This window comes from Planococcus dechangensis (assembly GCF_042654465.1).
Classification (GTDB): Bacteria; Bacillota; Bacilli; order Bacillales_A; family Planococcaceae; genus Planococcus; species Planococcus dechangensis.
Genome location: NZ_JBHSGL010000005.1, coordinates 1,633,752 through 1,652,194, shown reverse-complemented (window position 1 = coordinate 1,652,194; position 18,443 = coordinate 1,633,752). Strand labels below are relative to the sequence as shown.

The 18,443-nt window shown below is 36.5% G+C and carries 17 protein-coding genes; 8 read left to right on the top strand and 9 right to left on the bottom strand.

Going from position 1 to position 18,443, the window contains the following annotated elements:
- Positions 1 to 110 precede the first annotated feature (110 nt).
- The 7 genes from ACFO5U_RS11260 to ACFO5U_RS11230 all read right to left on the bottom strand — a co-directional run bounded on the left by ACFO5U_RS11260 (position 111) and on the right by ACFO5U_RS11230 (position 4,348).
- Positions 111 to 905, bottom strand: a complete 795-nt coding sequence (locus ACFO5U_RS11260; protein ID WP_377279161.1) for a DUF817 domain-containing protein — start codon at positions 903 to 905, stop codon at positions 111 to 113.
- Positions 906 to 1,166: 261 nt separating this feature from the next.
- On the bottom strand, positions 1,167 to 1,388 hold the full coding sequence (locus ACFO5U_RS11255) for a DUF3006 domain-containing protein (RefSeq protein ID WP_377279160.1): 222 nt from the start codon (positions 1,386 to 1,388) through the stop codon (positions 1,167 to 1,169).
- Between the two features lie 2 nt (positions 1,389 to 1,390).
- A complete protein-coding gene (locus ACFO5U_RS11250; RefSeq protein WP_377279159.1) occupies positions 1,391 to 2,236 on the bottom strand; it encodes a ComEC/Rec2 family competence protein in 846 nt (281 codons plus the stop codon).
- Between the two features lie 172 nt (positions 2,237 to 2,408).
- On the bottom strand, positions 2,409 to 2,732 hold the full coding sequence (locus ACFO5U_RS11245; RefSeq protein ID WP_377279158.1) for a ribonuclease E inhibitor RraB: 324 nt from the start codon (positions 2,730 to 2,732) through the stop codon (positions 2,409 to 2,411).
- A 50-nt stretch (positions 2,733 to 2,782) separates the two neighbouring features.
- Positions 2,783 to 2,953 (bottom strand): hypothetical protein, encoded by a 171-nt coding sequence (locus ACFO5U_RS11240; RefSeq protein ID WP_377279157.1) that lies wholly within the window; start codon positions 2,951 to 2,953, stop codon positions 2,783 to 2,785.
- 115 nt (positions 2,954 to 3,068) lie between these two features.
- On the bottom strand, positions 3,069 to 3,554 hold the full coding sequence (locus ACFO5U_RS11235) for an NUDIX domain-containing protein (protein ID WP_377279156.1): 486 nt from the start codon (positions 3,552 to 3,554) through the stop codon (positions 3,069 to 3,071).
- Between the two features lie 431 nt (positions 3,555 to 3,985).
- A complete protein-coding gene (locus ACFO5U_RS11230; RefSeq protein WP_377279155.1) occupies positions 3,986 to 4,348 on the bottom strand; it encodes a cyclic-phosphate processing receiver domain-containing protein in 363 nt (120 codons plus the stop codon).
- A gap of 269 nt (positions 4,349 to 4,617) precedes the next feature.
- Here ACFO5U_RS11230 and ACFO5U_RS11225 point away from each other — a divergent pair, with 269 nt between their 5' ends.
- The 6 genes from ACFO5U_RS11225 to ACFO5U_RS11200 all read left to right on the top strand — a co-directional run bounded on the left by ACFO5U_RS11225 (position 4,618) and on the right by ACFO5U_RS11200 (position 15,783).
- Positions 4,618 to 7,578 (top strand): AAA family ATPase, encoded by a 2,961-nt coding sequence (locus tag ACFO5U_RS11225; protein ID WP_377279154.1) that lies wholly within the window; start codon positions 4,618 to 4,620, stop codon positions 7,576 to 7,578.
- 1 nt (position 7,579) lies between these two features.
- Entirely contained in the window at positions 7,580 to 8,602 is a 1,023-nt protein-coding gene (locus tag ACFO5U_RS11220; protein ID WP_377279153.1) for an McrC family protein, read from the top strand.
- 114 nt (positions 8,603 to 8,716) lie between these two features.
- Positions 8,717 to 9,379: a hypothetical protein gene (locus ACFO5U_RS11215; RefSeq protein WP_377279152.1), complete on the top strand. Its 663-nt coding sequence runs from the start codon at positions 8,717 to 8,719 to the stop codon at positions 9,377 to 9,379.
- 296 nt (positions 9,380 to 9,675) lie between these two features.
- Positions 9,676 to 11,391: a metallophosphoesterase gene (locus ACFO5U_RS11210; RefSeq protein ID WP_377279151.1), complete on the top strand. Its 1,716-nt coding sequence runs from the start codon at positions 9,676 to 9,678 to the stop codon at positions 11,389 to 11,391.
- Between the two features lie 446 nt (positions 11,392 to 11,837).
- Complete coding sequence (locus ACFO5U_RS11205; RefSeq protein WP_377279150.1) at positions 11,838 to 13,121, top strand: hypothetical protein; 1,284 nt, start codon at positions 11,838 to 11,840, stop codon at positions 13,119 to 13,121.
- A gap of 763 nt (positions 13,122 to 13,884) precedes the next feature.
- The gene (locus ACFO5U_RS11200; RefSeq protein WP_377279149.1) at positions 13,885 to 15,783 is read left to right on the top strand and encodes an N-6 DNA methylase; all 1,899 of its coding nucleotides are present in this window, start codon (positions 13,885 to 13,887) and stop codon (positions 15,781 to 15,783) included.
- A gap of 35 nt (positions 15,784 to 15,818) precedes the next feature.
- Here ACFO5U_RS11200 and ACFO5U_RS11195 read toward each other — a convergent pair whose 3' ends face one another.
- Together ACFO5U_RS11195 and ACFO5U_RS11190 are read right to left on the bottom strand one after the other, a co-directional pair.
- Positions 15,819 to 16,448 (bottom strand): hypothetical protein, encoded by a 630-nt coding sequence (locus ACFO5U_RS11195; RefSeq protein ID WP_377279148.1) that lies wholly within the window; start codon positions 16,446 to 16,448, stop codon positions 15,819 to 15,821.
- 64 nt (positions 16,449 to 16,512) lie between these two features.
- A complete protein-coding gene (locus ACFO5U_RS11190; protein WP_377279147.1) occupies positions 16,513 to 16,740 on the bottom strand; it encodes a helix-turn-helix domain-containing protein in 228 nt (75 codons plus the stop codon).
- 326 nt (positions 16,741 to 17,066) lie between these two features.
- On the opposite strand from ACFO5U_RS11190, the gene ACFO5U_RS11185 reads away from it, so the two are divergent.
- Positions 17,067 to 17,963, top strand: a complete 897-nt coding sequence (locus tag ACFO5U_RS11185) for a tyrosine-type recombinase/integrase (protein WP_377279146.1) — start codon at positions 17,067 to 17,069, stop codon at positions 17,961 to 17,963.
- 274 nt (positions 17,964 to 18,237) lie between these two features.
- The coding region (locus ACFO5U_RS11180; RefSeq protein ID WP_377279145.1) for a competence protein CoiA family protein at positions 18,238 to 18,443 on the top strand (206 nt) is incomplete at its 3' end.

Genomic DNA, 18,443 nt, shown 5'->3' with positions numbered 1-18,443 from the left:
CGAATCATAATGTTCGTCCATATGATAATTTACTTCATTTGTTGGGGAATGTCAAAAGTTCTTTGCTTGGAGCGTTAAATCTTCTATCAGTAATCGATAAAAGGGGGCTATCAGCTTTCTTTTTGTAGCGTTGCGCTGGTTCGTGCTGGTTGTTTCAAGGAGCTTTTCACCCGCTTCAGCTGGGCGACGATGATGACCGAGATGATGACGAGCAAAAACCACGAGCTGATTTTGCCGATGTGGACGAGCGACCAGGCCGCTTCCTGGTTCGGGTATTGCCAGGCGCCGAGGAAGGTCGTGATGTTTTCTGCGATCCAGATGAAGAAACTGATCAACAGGAACGACAGAATCATCGGCATTTTAAAGATTTTTTCGTCGATGCGAAACGTCACGACGGTGCGGAAGAAAATCAGCACGAGCAAAAGTTTGAGTCCCCAGCGGATGTCGTACGTAAAATGATGTGTGAAAAAGTTCGCGTAGATCAAGATGCTGATGGCGATGCTATAGAAGGGCTTCGGCCATCCATACATGTACAGGTCGAAACGCCGCCATGCTTGGCAGATATAGCTCGCAACACTGGCGTACATGAAGCCGCTATAGAGCGGCACGCCGAAAAACTTGCTGTAGGCTTCTTCGGGATATGCCCACGATCCCATGTGGACCTTGTACAATTCCAGCCCGAGGCCGATTGCGTGGAACACCAGAATGACTTTGAACTCATCCCAAGTCTCCAGTTTGGACGCGAGCATGACCACCTGCGCGAGTATGCACACAAATAGAATAAAATCATAACGGGGCAGATAAGGAATCTCGATGTATTTTGACAAAGCCAGTGCCGCGAAAATGATGACGGGAAAAATGCAGCAAAGCGCTTGCCGGTAACCGAACAGCCAAAACGTTTTCATCACACAGCGCCTCCCGGAAGTTGGGTTTTAAAAGTGGACGCTGGGGCTTTGGGGAAGTTGCCGGGGGAGAAGGTAGACAAGGAGTCAGATACGAAAAAGGGATACTGCGAATAATGAGAGATTAAAAAAACCCAGTTCCAGAAACTGAGGTTTTTTAATTATTTATTTGAACTGATTTTTTAAAGCTCTCCAATTGAGTGTAATAATAAAATCCCCAAAAGCGGATGATCCGCATTTTGGGGATTTTTCTATAGAAGCTCTTTAGTCTTCCCAGAGCTCGTCCATTAATTCTTCAATTTCTTTTCTACGCTTTTCGGTTTCCTCATGGAGAATGGTGACTTGGTTTCCGTTGATTTCGACAAAGTCACCCGGCTTGGCAGCTGCCGGAAAGAAACGCTTCTGGAAGTCTTGCGTAACCCCGTCAATTTCCACCACGGCAATGTCTTCTTCAAAACGATCGATGATTCCTTTTAGGGGCTTCATGATTATTTCACCGTGGCGACCGTAATTTTTGTGCCGGTCGACGTAAAGATGATGTTTCCTTTTTGATCCGTCCGGTAGATGGTGGTCTTGTACGGTTTGAATCGATTCAGCACCTCGGTGGACGGATGGCCATACGAATTTTTGCCCACGCTGATGACCCCATACTTAGGTTTCACGACTTCCAAGAAGTTTGCATTGGAGGAGGTCTTGGCGCCGTGGTGCCCAACCTTCAACACATCTGCTTGAAGCGTTTGTTTGGCTTTGACCATATCCGATTCAGCCATTTTTTCTGCATCGCCTGTGAATAGGAACTTGTTTTTGTTGTAGGTGATATGAAGAACTGCGCTCCAGTTGTTCAAATCGGTTTTTCCATAATCCCGTACAGGTCCCACAAACTTCGCTGTCCCGGTTTTCAACGGGAGCTTGACGCCGGCCTTGGCCGTTTTAATGGTCAGTTTTTCTGCTTTGACCGCATTCAAGAAGTTTTTGTAGGCATTGGTAGTATGCGACACTTTCGGGGCATAGACGGCCTCTACTTTATACGCTTTTAACACTTCATCCAGCGCGCCAATATGATCGGCATCCGGATGGGTCGCAATCATGATCTCGATGTCATCGACTTTTTGTTTCTTCAGGTAGGCAATAATCTTATCGCCTTGTCCTTGGCTTCCGCCATCGATGAGGATATCTTCGCCGCCTGGCATTTTGATGTAGGTGGCATCCCCTTGACCAACGTTAATAAAATGGACCTTCATGGTCGGGGTGGCTGCGGATGAAACAGTAGGCATAGACACAAACCCAGCTACTAGGATAACCGACATAAGAACGCTGAGGATCTTCTTCAACACATCTCCTTCTTCCCTGTAATTTATTTACATCTTCATCATATGCGACAATTACGAAATCCACAATCTATTTTTTAGACAAATTTATCCATCGAATTTTGCCTTTATATCAATGCTAGAGAAAAGGTCAACGCATAGAAAAAAGAGCAGCGGCAGCCACTCTTTTGAAAAACGTTTAGTTAACCATGAGTCCCCATCCCTCTGTGTATCCATCATAGGGTTTACTTAAGTCGTCCAGTCGCTTTTGCATGTCCATGATCTCTTCGTAAGTTAAAAGCATGGTTTTAAAACAATAACAAGTCCATTCTTCCATTTCCTCATCATATTCTAATTCACAAGTAAAGCCATCACTTCTTAACGTGTCTAACACAGCTTCACCGCGTTGTTTATCTGGAACGACCACCACAAATTCTACAGGTTGTGGTTGTTTAAAATCGACACCTTGTTTAGCTAACATTTTTAACACTTGTCCATCTGCATCATTAGGGAATACAGTCATGTTTTCGTCTCCTTCAGTTCTTGAGTAGCGAATGAGTTCTTGGCGACGTTTTATCTCTCTTTTCGTTCCCACTCTTTTTTATGGTTAGCTTTTAAGGTTGTATTAATATTAATTAAAGCCATCAATATAAATGAAAGCATGATGAAAGTTACAATTTCACCTGTAAAAAAAGATATGATTCCTAATAACATGGCCATCGTCCCGTACCACCGATTATTCATATGTAAGAATTCTCCTTTGCTTATGAAGCATATTATCTATTTAAGGTTACCATTCTCTAAAGTGGCTATGAAGCACTACTGGTTGAAAAAGAAAACAGTTTCTATTCCCTTATTTCTAAAAACCAATGGTCTCTGTGATGACTGACCATTGAATTTCAGATGCAGGCTCGCTGTTAGTCATCATGGTTCCGACAAAAACTCCGTCAATTTCGTTGTTTTTCAAATAGTGTTCAATAGTTAAATCAATAGCTTTTGAAGTATGCAGATCAGCTAATTCATTCTTAGGAATCCAAAATAATTCTCCTTCATCTGAAGGGATATAGTTTAAATGCTTTGTTTCTCCAAAGTAGACATATTGCTGGCGTATTTCTCCATTATTTTTTTCGAGTAGAATATATTTAAGTTTGAATTCTTTAATGTCATCCTTTTTGAATCCAGTTTCTTCTTCAATTTCTCTGAAACTTGCTTCTCTTGGAGAATTAAGTTCATCGGGTTCCATATGACCTCCAATTCCACCCCAAAATGCAAAATTAAAGATTTTACTTTTTTCCTTTTTCATCATTAATACACTTCCCTGATGAAATAGGAATGCTGTTGCCATTTGTCGGACTTCCAATTCATAACATCCTCTCTAAATTTCCATCTATTTAATTTAGCAAAAGAGCTCGTTCATTAAAGATTATTCTTTTCCAATCATATAACTACTTAAACCTGCACACCAGCAAGATATAAAATAATAGTTCAGTCATAACTCGTAAGTTTCTAACGAAATCCAATCAAGTTGGTTAACTGGTTTCGGTGAAATCAATATGTTCGGAAGTAAAACTGAAGAAGATCAGCGCTTCTACTTCAAATCATCAGAGGACGTTTCGACGCTCGGCTAAATCATCATCTTAGTCGACCGCGAGAGCGGGATTACACCGCTGTTGAATCGCAATGGACATTGGTAGTGGAGGAATATCGCTTGAATAAAATAATAAAATCCCCAAAAGCGGATGATCCGCATTTTGGGGATTTTTCTGTAACCATACATCAATCGCCAGAATAACGGTTCACCGTAATCGAATAATGATAGATCTCGATATCCGGAGCGATAAATCCTCTTCGTTGTGCGCCTTTCAAGGTATGAAACATGTTCTCGCGGCCGGCGCCATTGTCCGTGTGAATATAGATTTTCTCTGCATGATAGCCTCTTTCACAAAATAGCTTTACCAAATCGTATCCGGTCGGAAGTAACTGACCATCGGTGCCTTCGCCCAAATCATGATCCAACGACAAAATTTTCACCGTATAGTTTTCCAGGTAATCGATTGCCTCTTCTGTATTTCTGGCCACTACAAAACCTTCCGGACAATCTCTTAAATCATCGACATACAAATTGATTTCTTTTTTCAATACAAACAGCTCCTTTCTGTAATTTTAATCATGATCTACAAATTCTAAAGTTGAATTTTATTATAACGAACAAACGTTCTTTTTGGTAGTATCATGTCAAATCGAATGTATGGAACTACTCATTGCAATCAAGATGCAGAAATAACAGTTAATTAACATATGATATGATAAGTGAAAATATTTCCAAAAATAAATTCGCCTTTTTCTAACCAATTGCCTCGTTTTATAAGGAATAAATATTCGATCGATCACTCGAAAGGATGATACCTATGGCTGAACAAACTATCTATAACACACCTCTTGAAATGACAAAAGACCAGTGGGTGGAGATGCTCCGCAACGATGAAGTGTTCCAGGAAAGAGACAAGCAAATGATTTTAGCCATCATGCAATATGATGGCCGACCGCATGCCACACCCATCGCCCATGCAATCGGATTAAAAGGCAGGGGAGCAATTAATCTGCAAGTAGATCAGTTGGGTAAAAGGATTATGAAGCACTATCCTGGTTTTGCCTATCCAAAGCAGGAGGGTGGGGAAGACCAAACTTGGCATATCCCGTTTTTAGGAGAGTTGCAACCGGATCGCAGCCGTTTTGTGTGGAGCTTGCGCCCTGAACTTGAGCAAGCGGCTGAAATTTATTTCGCAGATGATCTGCGTGAAGGAAAAGCTTTGCCATCTCAAGGTGAGTATTCGGAAATCAGAAAGAAAATATTCGGTAGCCCATACATCGATATCTCTTATAGAAGATACATAAAATTTAAGGAAAATAAATTATACGACGAAGCTTATAAGCTTGAAATCCTCTCTGGATTAAATGGATTTTTAAAAGGGCAGAACATCAACGAATTGACGATAGTCGATATCACGAAAAAACTGCAAAAGGAAAATCCGAATGCTGGCAGTTTCGTCCATTGGAGCAATACTGCTGATTTAGTGAAGTTTGCGGAAGCAAAACCTGTCGAAGTAGCTGCATTAATGAATGATCTTTACAATTCTGATGCGCCTGTTAGTGAGCGAATCGAAAAGTTTCGAGAAGAAGGAAAAGCATTCAGCAGTGAAATCTCGCTCGGCGCACCTCTTTTCGGCTATTTGCTGGCTGCCAAGAACTACAAGGAATTCCCAATATACAAACAAGAAGTATTTACAGCGGTGAAGGCTGATTATGGAATCGAATTGAAGCTTGGTTCGGCGGGGAAAAACTATGAAGTTTACCGGTATATCTGTAATTTAGCAATAGAGCATTTCAAACGGGAAGATCCAGCTTTGACAGCTCTCGACATACAAGATTTCTTTTACTGTGCAACTACCTATGACCAAATCAAAGTCGAGAGTGCAATGGATTATTTACTCGAACTTTCTACTGAATTAGGAAAATTTGAAAAGGATCAGGAATTGATGCTGAAAACCATAGCCGATATGGATCCTGAAATACTGGAGCAAGTAAGCGATCAATACCGCAATAAAGAAAAAGTAAACCTGATCCGCCACAAAATTGCGGAGAAGTTACTGGAAGACGGGTCTATTACTGTCGTTGATATGGACATCATCAAGAAGGATATCAGTACGAAGTATGATACAAAAATCCTAAATTCATGGAGCGACTTTTCGATATTGTTCCAACTCTACTATTTCGATAAAAAGAAGAAAGTGCAAAGAGAGCTTACAAAAATACACCGTGCTATCCGTAATTTTGAAGAGCTGAAAGATCGGAAGTTTGTAGAGGACAAAGTGTTGAACGGCTATAGCTGGAATAATCAGTTCGGCACATCGCGCTGCTGGCTGGCAGTTTACGAAGCAGAATATGCTAATCATCGGACAGCACCGCAATTGTTCGTCGCTATCGATCCGAACGGGATTGAATATGGCCTGCACAATGGAGTCGAGCATCCGCAAGGCGGGCAAAGAAGTGTAGCACATGTAAATACTGCAGAGGACTTCACATTTGAAGACCTTCATAGCAAAATTCTCGATGTCCTCGATGAGTTTACAAATGAGCAGACTGATGTTGAGATAGTGAACCCTCCTGTAAAAGAACTCACCAAAGATAAATGGATTGAATTGCTGGGGGACAGAAGCATCTTCCTTGAAAAAGACTGGCTCTATCTCGCGAAATTGTATGAACTTGGCGGGCAGGCGACCGCCACTCAATTGGGAGAAGCGCTTGGGATGAGCCGTAATTCGTTTAACAGTCCGATAGTCAATTTAGCAAAAAGAGTTAAGGAAGAGACAGGACTGCAAGATGTGAAGCGGGATGACGGAACTATATGTTATTGGTGTGTGTTGTTTGAAGGCGAGTATGAAGAAAACAACCATTTCTTGTGGGGCTTGAAACCGAATCTGAAACAAGCGCTGGGAGAGACGATCAGTGAACAGGAAATTTATGAATCCTATTCCAAAGATGACTTCCTTGATGAAGTATTTATCAATGAGAAAACCTACGACAAGATTGCCAGTCTCTTGGAGTACAAGAAGAACATCATCCTGCAAGGACCTCCAGGTGTCGGGAAAACGTTCGTCTCGAAAAGGCTCGCTTACTCACTGATGGGAACGAAAGATGAGAGCCGTGTCGAGATGGTTCAATTCCATCAAAACTATTCCTACGAGGATTTTGTAATGGGCTTCCGTCCGAAAGAGAATGGATTCTCACTTCAATTTGGCGTATTCTACGACTTCTGCCAACGGGCGCTCGATAATCCCGAGCAGGATTATTATTTTGTCATTGACGAAATCAACCGCGGCAATCTATCCAAGATTTTCGGTGAGCTATTCATGTTGATGGAACGGGATAAACGGGACGAATTTGTAACGATGGGCTATTCAAAGGAGAAATTCACCGTTCCGAGCAATCTTCATTTGATCGGCACGATGAATACGGCCGACCGATCACTCGCACAACTGGAAGTAGCACTGCGCCGTCGTTTTGCTTTTGTCACCTTAGAGCCTGCATTTAATGAGAAGTGGCGGCAACATATGATCAAAGAGAATGTATCGATTGAGATGGTCAGTAAAATCCAACAGACAGTCGAGAAGCTGAATCATGAAATTGTCAATGAGTATCAGCTAGGAAATGGCTACGCAATCGGCCATTCCTTCTTCACCGCCAAGCCAGAGGGCATCAGTGAAAGCTACTGGTTCGAGGGCATCATGGAATTTGAAATCCTGCCGTTGCTGGAAGAATACTATTTCGACCGCCCTGACATAGTCGAGCAGTTAATAAAGGAAATATAATATGGAGGAATTTTTCAAAGTTCCAATACGCAATCTGTTCGTCCTCCTCAGCTATGCAGATGATATGCCTGAACTGGCCCATAGTATGAACGATGTAGATGAGGACTTGATCACTTATGATTTCATCTGCAAACAATTTTTAAAAGAAGTCGCACTCGTTGAGCGCAGGGGACTGGTGAAGGATTATGTAGCTTTTGCAGAACCGACCAATCGATTGTCGGGCCGAATGGTGATGGAAGCATCAATGTCTTATATCATTTCCAAAAAGCCGATAGTCGTTTGTGAGAAGGATGAGTATACAGCCAATATCCGCATCAATCAATTGATCAAATCCACCTTGAAATCCATCACCTTGAACCAATATGTCAAACAGGATACGAAAGCTCGCAGCTTCAATCATATGGAATTGATGGGGGAAGTTGAAGCACCACCGCTCACCAAATCCTCTTTTGCGAAGCTCTCTTTCGGGCGGCATAATATGCATTACAAGCGAGTTCTGCAAATCGCGCTTCTGTTGCACGAAATGACTTTGCTGTCCCATAAAAACGGCAATTGGAGCCTGTTTACAGCGCAACTCGATGAACGTTCGCTGAACAGTCTTTTCGAAAATTTCCTGTTCAATTTCTATAAGTTAGAGCAACAAGATTATCGAGTAAAAGCAGAAGGTATGCAATGGAAACTGGAAGGCAACAAAGCATTACTCCCAGGTATGCGGACGGACGTCTCCCTGACCCATAAGAACGGGCTTGAGAAAATCGTCATTGACGCCAAGTTCTATAAAGACATCTTTCAGGTCCACCATGGCAAATCATCTTTCCGCAGCGGGAATATGTATCAATTGTTTACTTATTTGATGCACCAGGATCAGGAAATGAAATTACGAGGCATTCTAATTTATCCATCCAATGGCGAGCAGGTGGACGAGCAGTATGACTGGAATGAGCGAATGAGTATGGAAGTGATGACATTGGATTTGAATGCAAGTTGGAAGGATATTTATGACAGGTTGAAAAACTTGATATAGAAAATGAATATGGAGAATAAAAGTTAGATGGATACCAAAGGAATTAGGTTAAACCGGGCTTCGAATGACGATTCCCCTCTTTATTCACAAAACGGTAAACTAGGAGGCAGTTGAATGAAAGACGGATATCAAATATTTTTCGATAATTTTGGTATAAGCTCAAAAGAAATTATCGACTTCGGTTTAAAAGAAGCTATTTTCATTCCAGAGGAAAATGTGAGGACTGAATGGGAGAATCTGAAAACAAAAATCTATGAGGGAAGTAGTATGGTGACTATAAGAGGCTATGGTAGTGGCGGCAGGTCTACACACCTCTATATGGATTTATATGAAAACGTGTTTGGACATGGGAATTTTAAAAAAGATCCAACGAACAATGCAGAACCGAAAAAAATCATTCAAAAACTTACAGGATATAGAATCGGCAGAGACCTTCAGAATTATCAAGTTTCCCATGTTTTTGGCAGGACGAAGAATCCTTTCGCATTTTCCGCACCTTGGAATATGGTGTTCCTCCCCAAAATTGTAGATCCCTTCACCGGACATGAAAGTAAAGGGGCGCTCACGGTTGATTTTCAAAAAGCATTTCAAGAATATACATATTCTAAATATGCGACTTATATTGAGGAGTTCAATCAAATCGTGAAGGGTGTGCACCCCTTAATTCTAGATCACCTTATTGATATTGAGAATACACAGTTTACCAATGATGTATCCATGCAATACGAACCTATAATTTTGGGGGAAGCAAAAGAAGTTTCTTATAAAATGGATTGAGAAAATAAATCAATATAGAAAACTGAAATAAAGCTAGTCTTTGATATTAAAGACTTGTTTTAGACTATAGACATTAGAGGATTATCTATACATGTTTGTAGATAAGTTGTTAATATTTTTTGCCTAGGCCGTTATTACATAACGGCCCTTTATAATTTCTTAAAACATTTCAGTAGGTTTTTGTAATTTGAAATGGAATAGATTGTTAGTTATATGATTATAAGGTATGGTGATTTTAAAGCTTTATAGGGAGCAGATCACTTTAAAAAATTGGCTCTAAAAGATGAGGTGAGGTAATGAAAGTTAATAAAGTAGAAGGTTCTTTGAGCGTCGTTAAAAAGAACGTCCCTTTTAAATTAACGGAAACTGAGATGGAACTACCAGCAGAACTAGTCGCTCTTTTCGACCTTTATCCAGAAAACACTCGCCGCCCCGTCAACAAAACAATTTTTAGAAATGAATACTTTAAGTTGACTTATAATATGAACACAAAAGATTTAGATGTATTTTCTAGAGGTGACATTGTTTATTCAGCTATTCCTTATGATACAGCAAGAAATTATATCCAACATGCAGCCATACAGTATTTACTCCATCCAGAAGAGACACGTGAGTATCTTAATATGCATAAAAATAATTTAGAAACATACATTAAATTGAGTATTTTTCAAATTACTCATAAGCGGGTTAATAAAAACTCGATTAAATTCAAACAAGCCTATAATGCCATCTTTCAAAACCCATTATTTGAAATTCAAATTCTTGGCAGACTTTTGCAACACGATGAAACTGGCCCACTTTCTGCAAATCTTGCAGGTAAATTCCTATTTAGCGAAAATGTAAATACAGGAATATCTGAGTATGTTTACGAATATCTTAGATTTGTCGTTCAACTCACTACAACACTACCCATAACAACAGATGGGAAAAAAGTAGAAATATTAAAATCGAATCTGCTAGAAAAAACTTTTGCTTATAATAGAAATGAGAAGAAGTTTTTAACCTATCAATCAGATATTAATCCCGAATTAATTTTAATGAATCAAGAAGAAAAAATAAGTTTAGAAAGATCGGTCATTGTTGAGAAACAGCCGCTAGATTTAAGAAATAAACCGATCTTAAGATCCGAATCAGGCAAAGAAATTGCTGAACTTAAGAAAAATTATATTCCGCATAGCGTTCATCCTAAATATACAGAAAAATACTTTGAGAAGGTTATTCCTAAGGAAAATACAAATTTATTGAATGTTGTCTCCGATATTCACTCTCTTGATGGGAAGTTTCCATTCGTCAATAAAAGTTTCAATATATTAGTAGGAGATATTTCTAATTCTCAAGTCACAAATGAAGATATTAAAGGCATCTATGTAATTGGTAATCATGAATTATTAGATATTTTGCCAAGAAATAGAAAAGTGATGAAAAATAAAAACTTTAAACCTTTTCTAAATACTCCATGGTTTGAAAATTTTTTAGAAAATCCAGACGAATCATGGTATATGTTGCCGGTGGGCGACCACAGTTTTTACGAGGTGGTAAAGTTTGAACTCGAAAAACGATTCCCCCAGATGAGCATACTAAACAATACTCATGTAGTTCACGATGGAATACGCTATATTGGGCTCACAATACCTGTAGCACTAGTTAAGAGGAAGAAAGAACAGCAACAATATATTCTTAAATACTTGAATAAACTACTTGAAAATGATTATGACACCCCAACAATAATTATTTCACATGCACCGCTGTTTAATGAATTGAGTATGCTTTCAACAAAAAGCCGGGCGTATAATAAGGATTACAATTGTATAGAACCTAAGATTGAAAAATTATTTAAGGAATACAATATAATCGGTGCTATACATGGTCACCACCACATACCAGCATCGGCTGGCCGAAGCAAAATCGTGAAATTTGGAGACAGGGAGCTCTTTGTGGTGTGCTCAATTTACTCTAGTATAAACACAGGATTTGAATTAATGGAGTTGATAAATCCTCAGCACTCAAACTAAAAAATGAGTCAAATAAATAAAACATTTTAACTTTTGTAATTAAAGGCCGCTGTAACACAAGCTATGAGGAGCCTCATCATAAGTAAGGTTTTTATGGTTTATATTTTTTGCATTCTATGAAAGGATTTTGAGGAGATAAAAATGAAATTAAAAAATCCATACAGTCGTAATAGATTAAGCTTAAAGGAAAAACTCAATAGAAAGTTTACTGACTTTGTAGTTCCGCATATAAAAAAATACCTTTAGATGAAGATTGGAAAGTAAAGTCGAAATATATTCCCGAGGTATTAAAATCTGCAAGAATTAATATTAAAGGGTGGGAAAGAGATAAAACTGATACATTAGAACCTTCTCAAGAAATTGATATAGATTTTCTGTCTATCTATGTGGCTGAGTATATACCTATTGAGAACGTTGATAAGTTAAATAAAGGGCTAAAAAAATTAGTGAAAAACTATCCTTCTCCTTTTGACCATGGACAAACTGAGCGAATAGATGAATTTTGTAGTAGCGTAAAAAAGAGTATTCAAGCAGGTCGCTGGAGTAACTTTGGTTCTATAGATTTTACTGAGGAGAAGAGAATTTCAGAATTTGTAAAAGACATTAAAATACAAGGAACTCACTCGTCTTCCTCATCGATTATTTTACAATTTGTTATCAATCCATCTGATAAATTCATAAATAAGTATAAAGACTTGATTAAAAGCGATATAAAAGAAGGGTTTTCATTTGACCTAAATCTTAAAACTCTGTTTAAGTTTTGGGGTAGCAAAAGTTTATCCTACGATATTGTAAAGAATCAGATGGTAGAAGATTTAATTATGGAATTAAAATGGAGGACAATGAAAGAGATTAATAAATACTTTCCTATGTATTTCACTAAAAATAAACTAATTCCTCCAAGTATCGAAATATACAAATTGAAACAATCTTCTTGTATTTTTAAATATGATGAAAATGAGCTAAGAAGTTCATTCTGGAACTCTATAGGAATGGATAACTTTCTTAGTGATATTTCTAAGGATGGATACTGGAAACTATTTACTGAAGGAAGAAAACCATATTTAATTGATAGTTCAATAAAAGTTACTTGTAACTCAGCAATTAAACATGAACCAATGTTTCATTCACTTAATTTTCAAATTGTGTACATGACAGGAGAATTTGCGAATTTACTTCTACCAATTATGGTAATGAGGGAATATGCGGTAAATACTAGTGAAAAGGTAGCCATACAACAAAAGAAAACCTTTTCATCAATCCAAAAAGAAAAACCTAAGTATCATAAATTGATTAATATAAGATACGAATTAGAACGCGACCTTCAAATACTTAAAAGATTTAAAAATGAAATAGGCAGTAACTATTTTAATAAAGTGAAATCTGAAATAAAAAAAATAGTGGATTTTGAACCATCAAATCCTAAGTATGTTGATATAAGCGCTACTGAAATGATTGTAGATAATAGTAATTATATTATTGATAAAACATACGATCACTCACAAAGTTTCGCGAAAATTATAGATGATACGGTACAGTTGCTAGAAATTAAAACAAATAATTCTTTAAGAAGAAGGTCTTTTGGGCTTACAATTATTACTGTCATACTTTCTTTAGCTGCAACTATATTTGCTGGAATATCATTAATTTTTCAGTTAAGCAATGACAGAAGAAATGAGATGATGAGTTTATTTAATCCTATTATAGATCTTTGGGCATACTTCTTTTGAGAATATGAAAAGCATATGAATAGAGAAATTATTTGTTTTGAGTAAATCCTTACATTACTGTTTTAAATAAAATGATTTACTTTTAGGGCTTAGTAAAAGTATTCTCATTCATAAATGATTTCAAAATATATTAAGTAAGAGTATCTGTATTTCTAATGTAGAAAAACCTCATTTAGGTTTATTACGGAGAACCGCACCATAAATAATGGAGTTTTGTTAGAAACAGAATTTAATATAGAGAAGAACTCTCAAATATAGGGATCTTCTCTTTGGTAATTTTGTGAGAAAGATCCACTTCTTTTATATTTTGTGCTAGCTCTAAGTCAAAAAGACTTCTTTAAACTGAAGAATTTGATGTTGATATGGCCGATTCAATATCTGTCTAATATTGAATAACCAAAATCCTCCTTTGAAGTGGCTCTCTTTTTAGTTGAAAAAAAATTAATTTTTATGGATAACATCCTATCAAAAACGATGGATTTTGATAGAAATGAGAAGAAGGTGAAAATCTTCTTCTTTTTTATTGCTTTTTCTATCAAAATTCATATCAAAAAGTACATATCTTAAATGAATAAGTTTTACCGATTAAGTTATGGGAACAGAGAATTGTCTATATCATTTTTATAAGAATAGAAAGAGTTTTATAATTATAAACATTTTCACATTTAAAGAAATAACGTGTTAAAGAAAAATATTTTGTAACTTTACACATCGTGAAAAGTTACTTATAATATACAAATAGACATAATAGGGAGGGAAGTTTATGGTTTCTTTAACAAATGAAACGAAAAGTTATAATGAAATATTTAAAAAATTGTATTACAATCTTTATTCTAATAGTAATTCAAGTAGAGCAGAAACAATCATCTCCGATCTTTCAAAATTATTACTATGTAAATTAGCAGATGATAAAATATATAACGGGAAGTTAATTAACGAATATTTAAATAACGAATTAGATATAGAAGATTCGTTAATATTCTTACTTAAAAATGGGTTTCCTAAAATACAGGCATATACTGAGAACTTTTCATTAGATGAAAAAGCACTTAAAAGTGCTTTAAGTGAAATAAAAAATATAAATTTACATAATGCTCCTGCGCAAGTTATTGGCGATGCATTTCAAGCGCTCATTGGTCCAAAAATAAGAGGAGATAAAGGACAATTTTTTACACCAAAAAATGTAACTAAGAGTATGGTCAAAATTGTATCACCTAAGCCTACAGATACAATATTAGACCCAGCTTGTGGACCAGGTGGATTTTTAACTGAAGCATTTAGCTTTATAAAAAATAACTTTAGCAATGAAGAGATTACTGGTAAATTTATCGGAATCGATAAAGATAAAGATTTAGCATATTTTGCAACCGCATTATTAGAAATATCAACTAAGGGTAGATCTGATGTAAAAAATGCAAATTCTTTTGAACATCTTATTGAGATGTGGGACAACAAAGAAAATAGTGAAATTGCTGATGTAATATTAACTAATCCCCCTTTCGGTTCCAAAATCGGAATAAAAGATAAGGATATTCTGAAAAGATTTTCTTTTGGTCATGACTGGCTTTTCGATAAAGAGAAAGGAAAATGGCAAAAATTAAACGCTGTCACAAACTCACAAGACCCTCAAATTTTATTTATAGAATTATGTATTAGAATGTTAAAACCAGGAGGAAAACTTGGTGTTGTATTACCAGAAGGGGTTTTTGGAAATAAAAATTATGGGTTTGTTTGGGATTATATAAGAAAGCATGGAGAAATATTTGCTCTTCTTGATTGTCCAAGAACAACGTTCCAACCATCGACCGACACAAAAACAAATATATTATTTTTTAAAAAATTTGAGAACTCACAAGAGAGAAGTATAAATGAAACTGCTTTGGTCTCTGTCGCTTTAAATTGTGGACATGATAAAAGAGGGAAAACGTATACAAGTACTGGTGAAGCATTCCCCGATGATTTTGAAAAAATTGCAAATGATTTTTTAACTAATGATAAGAAATTATGGGTAGAATGTTTTCTGAAAGATTATTATTTAGTTCCTAGATACTATTACAACTATGTTCAACAGCATCAAAAACAAGAGAATACTATAACATTTAAAGAACTTGTTGAAAATGGATTTCTCTCAATTCGAAAAGGACATGAAATAGGCTCAGATGCATACGGGACTGGAGACATTCCGTTCATTAGAACGTCAGATATAAATAACTTAGAAATTTCTAATGATCCTACCAATTCAATCAGTGAAGAAATTTACAATCAATATGCTGATTTACAATCTTTAGAAGAAGGTGATATCCTATTTGTATTTGACGGTAGGTATAGGATTGGAAACACTTCAATTTTAACTAAATACAATAAAAAGTGTGTAGTTCAGAGTCACCTGAAGATTCTCTCATTATCTAAAGATTCGCCATATGATCCGTATGAATTTTTGTATTTACTTAATCTTCCAAGTGTGAAAGAACAAATTCGAAGTCTTGTATTTATTCAGTCAACATTAGGTACTTTAGGAGAAAGAATTAACGAAATTAGGTTACCTAAAATAGATATAACATCAGAATGGATTAAAAAAATTGAAGACTTTAAAGAGACGATTGAAATGAGAGCTCTTTTATTAAATAAAATTAGAAAGTTTGAACACAAGTATGAGTTATAAAAAGAAAATCTCGCATATTTTATGCGAGATTTTCTTTATAAGGATGCTCTTTTTAAAATTCCATCAATCCATGCATAAAATTCCTCTAAAGTTTTATTACCTTGAGCGATGTTACATTCCCTGTGTCCAAATCCAACGTTTTGAGCGTTATGAATTCTGGGATTAAGATGACAGGTTTCAATTGCAGCACGCCCTACTTTTGCTTCATTAAATAGTGCAAAGTTCAAAGGTTCTTGGCATATTTCACATTTAGTACTGCCAAGATCGAAAGAACCATGGTGAGCTTCAAGATAATTTTTGATTTCATCTGGAGGAGTTGGTGCACCCGCCATGTTATAAGTTAAGTAAGTCAATTTAATAGCAACTTCAATACAAGAATCATAATCTGCAGCTTTTTCTCTTAATTTTAACTGTACTCCAGGCTTTAGTGCGGACATATCTAATCCATATTCTAAGAGTTCTTCATCGCTAAGTAGCATTGCCCACCTAAAAATTCTATTAGGACCTGCATCTGAACTCTTCCAAGCAGCTCCTGTGGTATGTGTAGAATCTCGTCTTATTTTGTTGCTAACTGAGCTTTTGACTGTATGTAAGTGACTCAAAAAATGAAATTCGCTGCATTTCCCGGAATGATCTTTAGGCAAAAAACATTTTCGTTGAACCACTTTAGAAAACTTCCCGGTAGTACTTAAGGGTTTTAAACAGACTTCCATATAATTAAACCTCACTTTAAATTTCTGACTTTTCATTAAAACAAGAAAGAAGCTCACTTGGACTTAATCGTAATGCTTTGGAGAGCTTAATAATATTTGATAATCCAATATTTCGTGTGCCTTGTTCAATACCGCCAATATAAGTTCTATGTAATCCACTGATTAAAGCCAATTCTTCTTGAGAAAGATTTAATTCTTGCCGGCGTAATTTTACTGCTCTTCCAAACACCTTTAAATGATCCATAAATTGCTCTCCTTTCCTCTCCTAATATATGACACTGCATACTATAAGTCTGCAGACTATGAGTGTCATTTCAGGGTATACTGAAATTAATTAATAAATAAATTTATATTTTTAAAATATAAACGAAATTATATATCTGAAAAACTTTATTTTTAAGAATTGTTTTGATTAATAAAAATTTCAGTAGCGATGGTTTATAAGAGTCAGAGAAGAAGGATTCAATTTCCTTCTCTGGCTCTTTTGCTTTCTCCCATTACCTTTATCAAAATCAATTTATCATAAATGTTGTTTCACAATGATTTTGAAAAGACTGGGGAGGAAGAAAAATGACAGGTTTCAAACTGGTAATTCACCAGGACACTTTGGAGACTCAGAAACGGTATCAAAATAGAAAGATTCACATTGAAAAAAAGATGGAAGAAATCCCAAAACAATATGAGGGTGATATTCGGAGATACAAGAACTATTGCGGCAGCACAGGCCAAGTGATTGGTACAGAGGCAATGCTTGATTATTTGTACGTCTCACTGACTGAACAGAAAGTTAAGAGAACAACGTGGGAACGCCGATTGGCAGCTATTAGAAAGTACTTGAGTGTTATTCATAAAATAGATCTCAAAGGAGAGGCTGGAGTGGCGTATGAGCTTTCAGGGATACGGAAAATGTATCGGGAAGATCAATACGCTCATTTGACTCAAGTTCGAGGAAAGTCGGCCATTGATAAGAAAGAGTTGATAGATATGCTACATCGTCTCCCGATAAGAGCAAAGGCAATTTGTCTAGTTAATCTAGTCACCGCTAATAGACCGAGCGAAATGGTGAGGTTAAAAATAAGCGATTTCGATTTGAACAACAAATGCGTGCATGTTTATTTAAAGAAGCAAAAAAGATGGCATACTAAGCGACTCACGCCGGAAGTTATCCATGCAATTGACATTTATATACGTGAATATCATCTTAAAGTAGACAATTATTTTGTGGGGAGGGTATATAAGAATGGACGCTATGAAAGCACGATAATTAGTGAAATAGGTTATTATAAAGCTTTGCAGCGATGGACGGGGCTTACTGGATACAATTTCCGGAAAAGCCAAGTGGTAGCTATGCACGCAGCAGGTGCAGATATATCAACTATCGCGCAACAAACAGGCCATCAATCACTTGAAACGTTAATTCAGCATTATCTTACTGTATCTGAAGGAACCATTGATAAGTATTTATAAACACAGCATCAAAATGAATTTAAGAAATTAAAGATAGAAAGGGGCTGCTGTATTTTTTACAGCTGTCCTTTTCTCTTTGCAAAGAAAATATACAGATATTTAACTACCGGTAGTAAAAAATTTGATTCACAACCCTTACTGACATTTGTGATGGTATTGTACTTGTTCTTTTATAAGTAAAAAATTATGTAATCAAAATTATTGGTAATTTCAGGTACAATAAATAAGAGACAACAAAGAATTTACTGAAAGAAAAAGAAAAGTAGGGGAAAAGATGAATTTTGCTATAAACAAAGGGGATAATACGGAAGAATTTATTGATTCGTTAAAAGAGAAATATCCAGTTGATCAGGTAAAAAAACTAGCAGAAAAGAATCTATATATTTGCCCGTACTGTGAAGTTTCCTTAAGAGTCAAATCAGGAGATAAAAGGGGAACCTATTTCGCCCATCCGCCAAACTTAGCTTGTGTAGAATCTAA

What these genes read in the sequence shown, in the direction of transcription:
- ACFO5U_RS11260 (WP_377279161.1), bottom strand. Translation starts at nt 905, where the DNA reads ATGAAAACGTTTTGGCTGTTCGGTTACCGGCAAGCGCTTTGCTGCATT.
- ACFO5U_RS11255 (WP_377279160.1), bottom strand. Translation starts at nt 1,388, where the DNA reads ATGAAGCCCCTAAAAGGAATCATCGATCGTTTTGAAGAAGACATTGCC.
- ACFO5U_RS11245 (WP_377279158.1), bottom strand. Translation starts at nt 2,732, where the DNA reads ATGACTGTATTCCCTAATGATGCAGATGGACAAGTGTTAAAAATGTTA.
- ACFO5U_RS11240 (WP_377279157.1), bottom strand. Translation starts at nt 2,953, where the DNA reads ATGAATAATCGGTGGTACGGGACGATGGCCATGTTATTAGGAATCATA.
- ACFO5U_RS11235 (WP_377279156.1), bottom strand. Translation starts at nt 3,554, where the DNA reads ATGGCAACAGCATTCCTATTTCATCAGGGAAGTGTATTAATGATGAAA.
- ACFO5U_RS11225 (WP_377279154.1), top strand. Translation starts at nt 4,618, where the DNA reads ATGGCTGAACAAACTATCTATAACACACCTCTTGAAATGACAAAAGAC.
- ACFO5U_RS11220 (WP_377279153.1), top strand. Translation starts at nt 7,580, where the DNA reads ATGGAGGAATTTTTCAAAGTTCCAATACGCAATCTGTTCGTCCTCCTC.
- ACFO5U_RS11215 (WP_377279152.1), top strand. Translation starts at nt 8,717, where the DNA reads ATGAAAGACGGATATCAAATATTTTTCGATAATTTTGGTATAAGCTCA.
- ACFO5U_RS11210 (WP_377279151.1), top strand. Translation starts at nt 9,676, where the DNA reads ATGAAAGTTAATAAAGTAGAAGGTTCTTTGAGCGTCGTTAAAAAGAAC.
- ACFO5U_RS11200 (WP_377279149.1), top strand. Translation starts at nt 13,885, where the DNA reads ATGGTTTCTTTAACAAATGAAACGAAAAGTTATAATGAAATATTTAAA.
- ACFO5U_RS11190 (WP_377279147.1), bottom strand. Translation starts at nt 16,740, where the DNA reads ATGGATCATTTAAAGGTGTTTGGAAGAGCAGTAAAATTACGCCGGCAA.
- ACFO5U_RS11185 (WP_377279146.1), top strand. Translation starts at nt 17,067, where the DNA reads ATGACAGGTTTCAAACTGGTAATTCACCAGGACACTTTGGAGACTCAG.